9 protein-coding genes and 1 pseudogene are annotated in these 13,006 nt (G+C 42.2%); 4 read left to right on the plus strand and 6 right to left on the minus strand.

Translation table 11 applies throughout. The features are described 5' to 3' along the window. Positions 1 to 2 precede the first annotated feature (2 nt). On the minus strand, positions 3 to 2,522 hold the full coding sequence (gene gyrA, locus RS893_RS04200) for a DNA gyrase subunit A (protein WP_315790009.1): 2,520 nt from the start codon (positions 2,520 to 2,522) through the stop codon (positions 3 to 5). 427 nt (positions 2,523 to 2,949) lie between these two features. Between gyrA and RS893_RS04205 the strand changes: the two genes are divergently transcribed. Both RS893_RS04205 and RS893_RS04210 read left to right on the plus strand, forming a co-directional pair. After that, positions 2,950 to 3,075 (plus strand): hypothetical protein, encoded by a 126-nt coding sequence (locus RS893_RS04205; protein WP_315790010.1) that lies wholly within the window; start codon positions 2,950 to 2,952, stop codon positions 3,073 to 3,075. A 39-nt stretch (positions 3,076 to 3,114) separates the two neighbouring features. Further along, positions 3,115 to 3,516: a response regulator gene (locus tag RS893_RS04210; protein WP_315790011.1), complete on the plus strand. Its 402-nt coding sequence runs from the start codon at positions 3,115 to 3,117 to the stop codon at positions 3,514 to 3,516. Between the two features lie 209 nt (positions 3,517 to 3,725). Here RS893_RS04210 and RS893_RS04215 read toward each other — a convergent pair whose 3' ends face one another. Beyond that, the gene (locus tag RS893_RS04215; protein ID WP_315790012.1) at positions 3,726 to 4,613 is read right to left on the minus strand and encodes a tetratricopeptide repeat protein; all 888 of its coding nucleotides are present in this window, start codon (positions 4,611 to 4,613) and stop codon (positions 3,726 to 3,728) included. A 528-nt stretch (positions 4,614 to 5,141) separates the two neighbouring features. On the opposite strand from RS893_RS04215, the gene RS893_RS04220 reads away from it, so the two are divergent. Together RS893_RS04220 and RS893_RS04225 are read left to right on the plus strand one after the other, a co-directional pair. Beyond that, complete coding sequence (locus RS893_RS04220) at positions 5,142 to 6,677, plus strand: efflux RND transporter periplasmic adaptor subunit (protein WP_315790013.1); 1,536 nt, start codon at positions 5,142 to 5,144, stop codon at positions 6,675 to 6,677. A 287-nt stretch (positions 6,678 to 6,964) separates the two neighbouring features. After that, positions 6,965 to 8,173: an ABC transporter permease gene (locus tag RS893_RS04225; protein ID WP_396336425.1), complete on the plus strand. Its 1,209-nt coding sequence runs from the start codon at positions 6,965 to 6,967 to the stop codon at positions 8,171 to 8,173. A 198-nt stretch (positions 8,174 to 8,371) separates the two neighbouring features. Here the strand turns inward: RS893_RS04225 and RS893_RS04230 are convergent, their stop codons facing one another. The 4 genes and pseudogenes from RS893_RS04230 to RS893_RS04245 all read right to left on the minus strand — a co-directional run bounded on the left by RS893_RS04230 (position 8,372) and on the right by RS893_RS04245 (position 13,003). After that, positions 8,372 to 9,493, minus strand: coding sequence for an ABC transporter permease (locus RS893_RS04230; protein WP_315790015.1), 1,122 nt, complete (start codon positions 9,491 to 9,493; stop codon positions 8,372 to 8,374). A gap of 159 nt (positions 9,494 to 9,652) precedes the next feature. After that, a pseudogene (locus RS893_RS04235) lies at positions 9,653 to 9,775 on the minus strand (Uma2 family endonuclease); the annotation flags it as partial. A gap of 35 nt (positions 9,776 to 9,810) precedes the next feature. Continuing rightward, entirely contained in the window at positions 9,811 to 10,917 is a 1,107-nt protein-coding gene (locus RS893_RS04240) for an ABC transporter permease (protein ID WP_315791863.1), read from the minus strand. A gap of 73 nt (positions 10,918 to 10,990) precedes the next feature. Beyond that, the gene (locus RS893_RS04245) at positions 10,991 to 13,003 is read right to left on the minus strand and encodes an ATP-binding cassette domain-containing protein (RefSeq protein ID WP_315790016.1); all 2,013 of its coding nucleotides are present in this window, start codon (positions 13,001 to 13,003) and stop codon (positions 10,991 to 10,993) included. Positions 13,004 to 13,006: the final 3 nt, after the last annotated feature.

Here is a 13,006-nt window from a genome sequence, read left to right on the forward strand (position 1 = left end):
CATTAGCTGTTTTCTGTTGCGACCTCAGCAACAGCGATAATTTTTTCATCTCGGCTAAGTTGAACGATGCTCTCACCGGTGGTATCTTTAGCCAAGTTCGTTACTGTATCTACTTGGAGACGTGCCACTCGTTGATGATTAGTCACCAAAGCCACTTCAGATCCTGGCTTAACTAATACCATACCTGCTAAGTAATCAGTTTTACTAGCAAATTTGAAAGTTTGAGTACCAATATCACCTCGATTAGCTAATCGCACAGCACTAGTAGGCAGACGTTTGGCATATCCTAGTTGAGTTACTAGCAAAATGTTTTCTTCAGTATTAAAGGTCGCGCCACCAACCATAGTTTCTTGTTGACGCAGGCGCATAGCCTGTAGACCCATCGCAGTACGACCCATAATAGGCAGTTGTTCGTCGTTAACTTTAAACCGCAACAATCGCCCACCAGAACTAGCGAGAATGATTTGTTGGTTAGTGGTAGCGAACTGAGTTAATAATAATTCGTCATCGTCTTTGAGTTTCAAAATAGTAATGCCGCGACGCGTTAAATTAGTAAATTCTGTTAAGGACAGGCGCTTGATTCTTCCCTGCTTAGTCAACAAAATCATCTCACCATCTTCTGGCTTTTCTGGAAGCAAAAAGCGGCTGACAAAAGCTTCAGAAGCTTCTTGAGCAGTATTAGTCAGCAAGGTGATTAATGGTGTTCCCCGTGGTGATCGCCCAGTAGTTGGAGGAATATCGCCCACTTTTACCGGATAAACTTTGCCACTGCTAGTTAGTACCAGCAAATCTTTATCTGTATCAGTCAAGGCTGTTTGCATGACAAAGTCATTATCAGCCATACCGTTATCAACCTTCGGCTTTTTGCCATTCAGTTGCAGGCGACGCACATATCCTCGTTGTGTCAATTCTAAAGCCACTTCTTCTGGAGGGGACTCTGGTTTAAAACTTGCAGATAAAGATTTGGAATTTTCCTCTGTACCTCCTCGCGTGAGAGACTCTTTGCGCTGTTTTTCTTCACTCACAGTCACTATTTTGGTACGACGTTCGTCACCATATTTGCGCTTGAGAGTACGTAGGTCTTTTTTCAAGCTTTTAAGTAATTCCCGACGATCACCCAGTAATTTTCGTAACGTTGTTATTTCCTCTTGTAACTGTTCGTATTCTTTCTGTAAATTCTGTTGTTCCAAACTTGTCAACCGTCTGAGTGGCATTGCCAAAATTGCATCTGCTTGTACATCACTTAATTGCAAGCGACTTTGCAAGCCGATTTTTGCAGTACTGCCATCAGCAGCCCGTCGCAAAATTTCAATCACCTCATCTAGACGAGATAGGGCTTTCAACAAGCCCTCTAGCAAATGCAAACGATTTTCCGCTTTACTTAACTCGTAGGTGTAGCGGCTGGAAAGCGTCTGTTCCCGGAAATGTAAAAACTCCTGCAATAATTGGCGTAAAGATAGCTGACGCGGTTGTCCATCTACCAAAGCTAATAAAATCGCCCCAAAATTCGTTTGTAAAGCAGTTTGGTGGTAGAGTTGCTGGAGAATATCTTGGGGATTGGTATCGCGTTTGAGTTCTATGACTACACGCATTCCCTGGCGATCGCTTTCATCTCGGATATCAGCTATTCCCTGCAAGCGACCTTGATTTACCAGTTCCGCAACTTTTTCAATCCAACCTGCCTTATTGACCTGAAAAGGTAATTCTGTCACCACAATTGCTGTCCGCCGTTTGCTTGTGCGCCCACCGACCACTTCCTCGATTTGGGCAACACCCCGCAGCACAATACCACCTTTGCCTGTAGTGTAAGCTTCCCGGATTCCTGTATTACCAACAATCTCTCCACTTGTAGGAAAATCAGGCCCAGGAATTAACTCAAATAATTTATCATCCGGTAAATCAGGGTTATCAATTAAAGCAATTAACCCATCTACTATTTCCCCTAAATTGTGCGGTGGGATATTTGTCGCCATACCCACAGCAATACCAGTACAACCATTGAGCAATAAAAACGGTAACTGTGCTGGTAATACAGTCGGTTCTTGTTGTGAATTGTCGAAGTTACCGACAAATTCTACTGTTTCTTCGCCAATTTCGGCTAGCATTCCCTCGTGGCTAATCGGTGCGAGACGCGTTTCTGTGTAGCGCATCGCTGCTGCTGGGTCATTATCTACACTGCCGAAGTTACCATGTCCTGCCAGTAAGGGATAGCGGCAAGTAAATTCCTGTACCAACCTCACCAAAGCATCGTAAACAGCTTGATCCCCGTGAGGGTGGTATTTACCTAGCACGTCTCCTACAACACGAGCGCATTTCCGATAAGGGCGATCAGGTGTCAAACCAAGTTCGTGCATGGCGTATAAGATTCGTCGATGCACTGGCTTTAAACCATCACGCACGTCTGGTAATGCCCGTCCAACTATCACACTCATGGCATATTCAAGGTAAGACCGTTGCATTTCGGTATGCAAGGCTGTGGTGATGACCTGTCCCGTAGAGAGAAGGTTTAACTGTTTTGCCATGAGTTTGTCCCTAAGTTTTCACTACACAAAATATGCCGTTACTGAACATTACAGCAACCACAGCATAGCGGATGTAATGCTCATCATTACAAAATCTTGATAGTTACACGATAAAAAGCAGTAGTATTATCCTTGATGTCGGGGATACACATTGATTACTCAGAAGGAGACACATACGATTTTCGATTTTAGATTTTGGATTAACTATGTGATTTGCGATTTTAGATTTTAGATTTTCGGGTCATGCCTTGCATACAAGCAGCGTGAAACTGAATCCAAAATCAAAGTCCAGAATTCAAAATTACTTAGCTCCTCCCGTCAAAGAGGCTTGGAGATTTTAGATTGGTGAAAAGGAATTCACCGTAAATGTGGAAAAACTACTAATCCAATTTAATCATCCAAAATCCAAAATCCGTCTTGAAAAGCTTTGAAGTTCCCTCCGGGACGCTGCTTTGTAGATGCCCGCTTTCTCGGCTTCAAGGTAGAGTACGCCGGAAGCCCTAGCACCCTACGGGAAGCCGCAAAACGTCTACAAACTTTTCGCAAAATCTAAAATTCTTGTTATCCCCTCACCCCTAAAAGTCAAATTCTCATGAAAACCGTTTTGATTGTCGAAGACGATCTGATTAATGCTCGCGTTTTTTCTAAAATTTTGACCAAACGCGGTGGACTGCAAGTAAAACATACTGAAAATGTAGAAGAGGTAATAAAAATTGCCCAAACGGGAGAGGCAGACATTATTTTAATGGATGTTTCTCTCTCGAGAAGTGTTTACCAAGGTAAGTCCGTTGATGGTATCAAGATTACACAACTGCTCAAATCCGATCCACAAACTGCTGCTTTACCGATTATTCTCGTGACAGCACATGCAATGGAAGGCGATCGCGAGAATTTTCTCAAGCAAAGTGGTGCTGATGGATACATCTCTAAGCCTGTTGTTGATCATCAACTTTTTGTTGACCAGATCATGGCACTGCTGCCTAAAGATGATTAGTGATGATACACCCCCTAAACTAAGACGGTTGCCCATTCACTCTATTGGGCTACCGTTTCTTTTCCTGATTAATATATATGTACTATTAAATAGCACCGATAGAACTTTTGAGCAAGTAGTAACAGGAATTATTAGTAGTTAGGGGTTAGTAGTTAGTGGTTAGTAGTTGATTATTTACTACTCCCCACACTCCCCACCCTCCCCATTACTTACTGCGTCTGCTGTGGTGTGGGAGTTGCTGTATTCTCCCCTCTTTGCTGTAAAGCTGCTTGAATGCGGGGCAATTCTAGGAATTTTTTGGTATCCGCCAGTAAGCGATCGCCCCAGAGATTTTCTTTGAGAAAATCTATATCAGCATAACGGTCATCAATGCGGAGTGCTGTTTCACCCATCGCTAGACCTTTTTGCCGTTCGCCTTTATTGTATAGTGCCACAGCTAGAGCCAATAAAGGTTCTGCGGCTTGCTTTTCAATTGTGACAGCAGATTGCCATTGTTGGATAGCTCCTGCAACATCACCTTGTTCGTACTTAATTAAACCAATGTTGTTAATTGCGGGCCAGAATTTTTTATCTTGGGAGACTGCTTGATTGTAATGAGCGATCGCATCAGGATATCGACGCTGCATATAGTAGGCATTGCCCAAATCAAATAACCCTTCTGGATCATTGGGTTTTAACTTTAGACCCTGTTGGAAATAGTTAATAGCAACATCATACTTTTGTTGCTGAAAGCTGGCTGAACCCAAAGCGAAAAGAACATCACCATTTTTGGGATTCAGAGATTGGGCTTTTTTTAAAGCAGCGATCGCAGAATCTAATTCTTTGGTTTGCAAATACAAACCGCCTAAGAGAAACCAAACTTTATCACTTTTTGGAGCTAATTGAGATGCTAGCCTAGCTCTAGGCATAGCCATTTCGTACTGTTGAAACTGTGCTAGTTGTGCTGCTTCTTGTGCCAGGCTCAAACCCTGCTGCTCTAATTTGGCAGCATCAAGTTGTAATGTATGGGGTACTAATGCTTGTGCATGAGCAGTTTTAGGGAGACTCCACAAACTACAGACAACAATCAGAGAAATTAAACCAATTCGTTTAGGCACACTACCGCCTCTCTGCCACTAATGAAGGAATCTTTCAGATAGCTTAAACGATCTCCGCTCGTGTGTGAAAGAAAAAACAGTGGTTAGTGGTTGGTTGTTGTTTGTTGTTTGTTGGTTGTTGGTGGCTGGTGGTCATTTGTCATTTGTCATTTGTTAATATTTATTCTCCTCACACCCCACCCTACGGGAAGCCGCGCAAAGCGCGTCTACACACTCCCCACACCCCTCACACTCCCTACACTCCCCACCACCCCAATCAGCATCCATGACTTTAGTCATGTACTAGTTTGTGACCTTTGCATCATGTAATTGCTCAGCGCAATTTCTACGATAAGTTTATAATCCTTCTTGCAGAAATCGGATCAAGGGAAAACAAGGAGGAAAGTTAACCTTTTCTCTTCTTGATTTACCCTTGAACCTTTTCCCAACCCATAGTGAATGACAGTACCTTATTAAGCGATCGCTAATCCTGGTAGAAACAGAAGTATCCGTTGGTAACAGTTATTTTTACACAAAAAAATTATAGAAATGGCTTCTAATACAGAGAACGCTGTAGATTCCTTACCTTCGCTGCCAAATATCAAAAAAAAAGTCAAAATTACTTGGTTTCCTTGGCTACTCATTCTTTTACTGATAGGTGGAGTTAGTTTTGTAGTTTATCGCCAATTAGTTGTTGTTCCTACTCAAGAAGCAAGACGCAAAATTTTAACACTTCCTGTAGAAAGAAAAACCTTACTGATAAGGATTTCTGCCAATGGAGCCGTGAAACCGGAACGGTCAATCAATATCAGTCCTAAAAATTCAGGCATACTAAAAAAACTTTTAGTCAAGGAAGGAGATACAGTTAAACAAGGACAAGTACTGGCTTACATGGATGATTCCAATCTGCAAGGGCAACTCATCCAAGCCCAAGGACAACTGGCACAGGCTCAGGCAAATTTACAAAAGGCACAAGTAGGTAATCGTCCTCAGGATATTGCCCAATCACAGGCACAGCTAGATGAAGCATTAGCAAATCTACGTAAAGCTCAAGCAGGCAATCGCACTCAGGATATTGCCCAAGCACAGGCACGCTTAAAACAGGCTCAAGCTAGTTTGAGTAAAGCAGACGATGACCTACGCCGCAACCAGGAACTCTACAACGCTGGGGCTATTTCTTTGCAAACTGTAAACCAAAAACGGGCAGATCTTGATAGCGCCCAAGCCCAAGTTACTGAAGCCCAGCAAGCACTAGCACTGCAAAAAGCAGGATCGCGACCAGAAGACATTCAGCAATTAGAAGCTGTGGTAAAGCAAAGACAACAGGCTTTAGCACTCCTAAAAGCAGGGTCACGCCAAGAAGATATTAACGCCGCCCGTGCCGAAGTTACTTCTGCTCGTGGTTCGCTGCAAAATATCCAAGCCCAAATTAATGACACGATTATCAAAGCACCTTTCGATGGTGTTGTGACTAAAAAGTATGCTGACCCTGGTGCGTTTGTCACTCCTACAACCTCAGCTAGTTCTGTTTCTTCGGCAGTATCTTCTTCAATTTTGTCTTTGGCTTCTGCAAATCAGGTTGTGGCAAATATAGCTGAGACTAATATTGCTAGAATCCGCCTTGGTCAGAAAGTCACAATTACAGCAGATGCATATCCAGGCAAGACCTTTGAGGGTCGAGTCAGCCAAATTGCTGCTCAAGCCACAGTAGAGCAAAATGTTACTAGTTTTGAAGTCAAAATAACCATTACTTCTGACTCGCAAAATCTCTTGCGGTCTGGGATGAATGTAGAAACAGAGTTTCAAGTTGGTCAATTAAAAGATGCGATCGTTGTACCTACTGCTGCCGTGGTGCGCCAACAAAATGCTACAGGTGTGTTTGTGGCTGGGGTAGATGAGCAACCTAAGTTTACTCCCATTCAAACTGGCGTCACTGTTAATAACTTTACAGAGGTTAAGTTTGGTTTGCAGGGTAATGAAAGGGTGTTGCTGAGTTTTCCACCAGGTTCACGACCCCAATCAACACCTAGAGGTATGTTTCCGGGTATGCCTGGAGGTGGTGGCGGTGGTCGTCGCTCTATGTAGAGAAGCAAAAGTTCGTATTTTTACAAATTGAGTAAGTTTTTTCTTTGGATAAAAATTCTGGTGTTGCACGATAAACGGATAAAGTAATGAACAGCATTAGACGCGCTCATAGGCTACTTACCCTTCGGGAACCCTTTCAGGGAACAGAAGCCACTTCGTGTCTACCCGCAGGGTAGAGGCGAAGTACGCGAAGAAGAAATTTTTTTGATGAATAGAGAAAAGAAAATCATCCCGCGAATATGCAACGCCAAAATGATTACAAGTTGCCAATATCGGAAATATTGTCAATGGCCACGGAAGCCCTGTGGAGTAATAAATTACGCACCAGCTTAACTATGCTAGGTGTGATAATCGGGATTTCCTCGGTAATTGCTATTACTTCTGTCGGTCAAGGTGTACAAAAGGCAACTGAACAACAAATTCAGGCATTAGGTACGGATATTCTGCAAGTGTTTGCTGGTTCTGCCAGAAGTGGATATGTCCGTCAGGGGCTTGGTTCTAGCAGCACTTTAACTTGGGAAGATGCAAAAGCGATCGCTCAACAAGCGCCATCTGCTCAAATTGTCTCTGCCTACTTACAACGAAATGCACAAGTTGTCTACGGAGGACAGAATACATCAACAACAATTTATGGCACAGATTTGAATTATCCAGAAGTGAGGAATACTTACCCGCAATCAGGAAGATTTTTTAACCAAGAGGAATTAGATACTGCCAAGCAAGTTGCTGTTTTAGGTCCTACAATCCAGAGGACACTTTTTGGTGAAGCTGCCAATCCCATCGGTGAAAGAATCCGCATTCAGGGAGAAGCTTATGAAGTGATTGGAGTGATGGAACCAAAAGGTTCCCAAGGGCCAATAGACCGGGATGACCAAATTTTTATTCCTCTTACTAGTATGTCAGCAAGGCTTGTTGGCAATAATGCTTTAAATGGTGTGTCTGTGAATGGAATTTTGCTGAAAGCCAGAAATGAAGAACAACTAGAAGCAGCTCAGTTTCAAGTTACTAATATTTTGCGTCTGCGACACAATATTTTTCCACCACAAGTAGATGATTTTAGGATTACCAATCAAGCTGATATTGCCAATACTTTTACTAATGTTGTGGGTTTATTCACTGTCATGGTCGTAGCGATCGCTGGAATTTCTTTGTTAGTTGGAGGGATTGGGATTGCAAATATCATGCTCGTTTCAGTGGTTGAACGGACACGGGAAATTGGGATTCGCAAAGCACTAGGAGCAACTAATTCTGCTATCCTCAACCAATTTTTGACAGAAGCGATCGTCATATCTGCTTTGGGAGGAAGTATTGGAATCGTAGGAGGTGTGATTATTGCAGCGGCGGCGGCGGCTATTTTTAAATTTCCTTTTGTCGTCTCTCCTTTATCAATTATCGCTGGTTTTGGACTCTCGTTTACAGTTGGATTATTAGCTGGAGTTATCCCAGCACGCAACGCCGCCAAGTTAGATCCGATTGCTGCTTTGAGGAGCGATTAGTCAGGGGATTGGAGGCTTTACAACAGGTGCAATACCCCCAGGAGCAATTGCCCACAACGAGGGATGAATTACACGAACACCGATGGATCATGGGTTTGCTGTTAAGTTAATCTCCGATCTTTGTTAAGAGTTCCCTGTTTCCTATTTTCAAGCTAGATGTAAATTTATAGAGTTTACAAACTAGAAATACGTATAACCTTAACTCAACTGGCTACGAAATCTCTTCACACTAATTGTCATTAACGCTACAGCAAAACCAACTAAGGCGAGAACGTGCATCCAGAGGACATCAAAACCTACGCCTTTGAGTAGAATACCCCGGACAATGGTGATGTAATGACGTAAGGGATTGAGGAGAGATAAATATTGGAAAAAAGGTGGCATTGCTTCGATAGGAGCGATCGCGCCAGAAGTTTGTACTAATGGCATATTGATGAAAAAGGATGTAAGTAAAACTTGTTGTTGCGATCGCGCGATCGTTGCTAACATCATTCCCAAGCTAATTCCTACAAATACATACACAGCCGATAAGGTAAAAAACAGCAAAAGATTACCCCGAAACGGCAAATGGAAGACTACCAATCCTAAAGTTAAAGCTAGCAATACATCTGCCATCATTAGAAATACCAAAGGCACAATTTTTGCTAGTAAAATCTCCCAGTTTGCCGCAGGAGTCATCAGCAGTTGTTCTAGAGTTCCTGTATCTTTTTCCCTGATGACTGTTGCTGCTGACACTAACGTACCAATTAATGTCAACACTAAACCCATCACTCCAGGGACAAAAAACCAGCTACTTGTTAATCCAGGATTATAGAGAAACACGACTTGAGGTGACACTGGCGGATTGGCTTGAGCATTTGCTAAATGGCGATTATATTGTTGAATAATTTGATTTATATAGTTGCCAGCAATGCCTGCTGTATTTGCATTCACTCCATCAATAAAAACTTGAATATTTGCTGATTTTTTTGCTAGCTGGCGTGGAAATTCTGGTGGAATAATTACACCTACATCTAATTTTCCTTCTTCTACCTGGCGACTTAATTCTTTTTCACTAGTCGGAACCGAATCTAGAGTAAAAACACGATTAGAAGTCATTGCCGTGATTAGTTCTCGACTTGACCCAACATTGGCATAATCAATCACACCTAATCGCAAGTTATGCACATCAGGATTAAGGGCTGTGCCATAGAGCAATAGTTGCACTGTTGGTGGTACAGTTAACAGTATGATTAGCTGTTTATTACGCAGAATTTGGCGAAATTCTTTACGTACTAATGCCCAAAAAGAACTGTTAAATAATCGGTGAAAAATTTTCATAATTAATAAGATAAATTTTTTGAGTGGTGATAAATAAGATAAAAATAACGAACACAGATACACACAGATGAACACCAATAACCTATCTGTGTGCATCTGTGTTCATCCGTGTTCGATTTATCAAATATCCGCTTTATGGCTACAATAAGCATGGAGTTATCCTTCTGGGGATATTTCTACTATTTCTCCTTTCAACAATTCAACTTTGCGTTCGCTTAAAATTCCAGCAGCAATCATGCGATGGTATTCGTCAATTGTCCATTTAGCAGTGATAATAGTCATGACAATTAATTCCTTTCCATAATTCTGTTTATTTTTTAATCTGGTAATTGCATCTTACTTAAAACTCGACGCGAAACATTAAAAAAGATCAATCCTAATATAGCCAGCATCACTAAATCAAACCAAACACCAGCCCATCCTGTCCCGCGAACAAAAGCATCACGAGTGATATCAATGTAATAGCGTGCCGGAACAACATTAGGAACTAGCGAAAGTGGAAAAGGAATATTATTGAGTGGATAAATAAAACCAGAGAGTAACAAAGCTGTAATGAAACCAATCAAAGAAACACCTTGAACAGCTGCATTTTGATTACTGCTACGTACTCCTAATAACAAACCAAATAATACACTATCGGCAATAAATAATAGAGAGCCAATGATTAAAGTTAAGGGATTACCTGCTAAACCAACTCGGAAAATTACCGAACCAAGTATCATGGCTATTAATGCTTCAGCAAGAGCAATTAGTAAGTATGCCAGTCCTTTCCCAAGAATTAATTCAGTAGCAGTGATGCTGGAAGCATAGACTTGCATGATTGTGCCTTTTTCCTTTTCTCTTACCATTGCGATCGCACTTAGTAAGGAGGGAAAAATCCACAATACAACTGCATAAGTTCCTGGCACAATATATAATGATTCCAATCGACCAGGATTAAACCAGAGGCGCATATTGGGAGTAATACTACTAGTAGCAGCTAATAATCCCTGATCGCGCATAAAAAAATTTGTCACTTGTTGAATACTATTTTTTATCACACGGGCATTGTTAACATCTGTAGCATCAATGAATACTTGTACTTGAGTACTTTTACCACCTTGAAGGTCGCGACTAAATTCGGGAGGAATGATTACAGCGGCTTTGGCAATACCACGATCAATCGCATCCCGCACTGGGTCTGTACCAGACCATTTATGGGGTATAAACTGATTTGTGGCATACAATCGTTCAATATAGCTTCTGCTGAGATTTGTATGGTCAAAATCTTGCACAATTAAGGGAATATCCTTACTTTCCAAGCGAATTGCAAACCCAAAAATCAACAGCGTCAGGAATGGGAGTAAAAATGCTAATGCCAAAGTCAGGCGATCGCGACGAAATTGAGCTAATTCTTTAATACATTGAGCGAAAATTCTTTTCATATGAATGGCAAAAACTTTTGCACCATCTGCAACAGCTAGGAAATTGTTAAATCTGCTGAAGAAAGCACCGAAACTAGTTCTGCGCCCGTTGCACAATACCAATAAAGGCATCTTCTAAAGAAAAAGGGATAGGGCGAATAGACTCTATACTCAAGTTAGCAGAGCTTAGAAGTCTACGTATTTGTGGTACTTCTGTATTTGCGTGATCAAGAACTACATGTAAGCAATTGGCAAAAATGGAAACGCGCCAAGAATCTAAGTGTTGTTTTAGCAATTTAGAAGCGGCTTGATTGTTATTAATAATAATTTCTATCAGTTGTCCAGGTTGAGAAGCTTTAATCGAACTCGGAGAACCTTCCGCTACAGTTTCACCTGCAACCATAAAACTCATGCGGTTACACTGTTCAGCTTCTTCTAAATAATGGGTTGTGACTAATATAGCTGTGCCATTGTGGGCAAAGTCGTTTATTAGTTTCCAGAACTGACGACGGGCGAGTGGATCTACTCCGGATGTCGGCTCATCTAAAAATAAAATATCAGGTTCGTGCATCACCGACGCACCAAAAGCAACTCGTTGTTTCCAACCACCGGGTAACTGGCCAGTCAGCATGTTCTCTTGTCCCTTTAGCCCACAAGTAGCAATTACCCAATCTATTTTTTCCCGACGCAATTTGCGAGGAACACCATAAACACCACTGTAAAATTCTAGGTTTTCTAGAATCGTCAGGTCATCATAAAGAGTGAATTTCTGACTCATGTAACCAATGCGTCGCCGCAGTTGTGCACTCCGCAGGTTTCCGGTTTCGCCACCAAGGGAAATTTCACCTCCACTAGGTTCTAGCAAGCCACACAGCATTTTGATAGTTGTAGTTTTTCCTGCACCATTCGCCCCCAAAAGTCCAAAGATTTCGCCATAACGCACTTCTACATTGACACTTTTGACTGCTTGGAATTTACCAAAGACGCGACTGAGGTTGCGGGCTGAAATCGCAAGAGGAGAGGCAGAAGACAAGGGAGAGGGGGAAGACAAAGCAGAAATTCTTCCTTGTCCTCCTTGTCCCCCATGTTTTCTATTCCCCCCCCGGGAACGTGGAAAAGCAAAAAACTGTGGTGCAGAACCTTGTTGACGTAGACGGGTAACAAAGACGTTTTCGAGAGTGGGTTCATTATGTTCTATTGCGGGAACAGGTAAATGCTGTTGTTGTAATAATTCCCTAACTTGGGTTTCTCCCACTGCTACATTTTGAACGAGGACATCCAAGCGATCGCCAAATGTTTGTACATCTACTATATTTGTAGGTGGATTCTGCGATAAAACTTGTTCAGCTAGTTCTAAATTTGAAGTGCGGACTTCTAAGCGATGTAAGTCCAAGTTGGCACGTAATTCCGCTGGTGTACCAATTTCGTGAATTTGCCCACTGTACATTAAAGCGACGCGATCGCAACGTTCAGCCTCATCTAAGTAGGGTGTCGCGACAACAATTGTCATCCCTTCTGCTGACAATTCAGCTAGTACATCCCAAAATTCCCGACGCGAGACTGGATCTACACCTGTGGTAGGTTCATCAAGTAACAAAACTTCCGGTTGAGAAAGTAGCGCACCACATAACGCCAGCTTTTGTTTCATCCCTCCAGAAAGTTGTCCGGCTAAGCGATCGCCAAATTTTTCCAAGCTCATCAATTGCAGATATTTCTGGCGACGTTCCCACAACAAATTATCCGGTACTTGCCGCAAACCTGCAATGTAGCGCAAATTCTCATCAATACTCAAATCAAGATATAGCGAAAACTGCTGTGTCAGATAACCAGTCTTTAAGCGTGCATCCCGTGCAGGTTGACCAAAAACTTGCACTTCTCCTGCTGTTGCTTCCATCACACCTGCCAAAATATGAAAGGTGGTTGTCTTCCCCGCACCGTCAGGACCAATTAGCCCAAACATCTCACCTTTGTAGACAGTAAAATCAATGCCCTGCACCGCAGCAAGTTGCCCATAATGCTTATGCAGACCACGAACGCATACTGCTTTAGTAGATTCACTACCTTCAGAGTAATATATATCACTTATTTTTTTTACTACTTGTTTCATCCT

Source organism: Fischerella sp. JS2 (assembly GCF_032393985.1).
Classification (GTDB): domain Bacteria; phylum Cyanobacteriota; class Cyanobacteriia; order Cyanobacteriales; family Nostocaceae; genus Fischerella.

Bases quoted from the DNA above. Each gene is read 5' to 3' on its own strand.
- gyrA (WP_315790009.1), bottom strand. From the start codon at position 2,522: ATGGCAAAACAGTTAAACCTTCTCTCTACGGGACAGGTCATCACCACA.
- RS893_RS04210 (WP_315790011.1), top strand. From the start codon at position 3,115: ATGAAAACCGTTTTGATTGTCGAAGACGATCTGATTAATGCTCGCGTT.
- RS893_RS04220 (WP_315790013.1), top strand. From the start codon at position 5,142: ATGGCTTCTAATACAGAGAACGCTGTAGATTCCTTACCTTCGCTGCCA.
- RS893_RS04225 (WP_396336425.1), top strand. From the start codon at position 6,965: ATGGCCACGGAAGCCCTGTGGAGTAATAAATTACGCACCAGCTTAACT.
- RS893_RS04230 (WP_315790015.1), bottom strand. From the start codon at position 9,493: ATGAAAATTTTTCACCGATTATTTAACAGTTCTTTTTGGGCATTAGTA.
- RS893_RS04240 (WP_315791863.1), bottom strand. From the start codon at position 10,917: ATGAAAAGAATTTTCGCTCAATGTATTAAAGAATTAGCTCAATTTCGT.
- RS893_RS04245 (WP_315790016.1), bottom strand. From the start codon at position 13,003: ATGAAACAAGTAGTAAAAAAAATAAGTGATATATATTACTCTGAAGGT.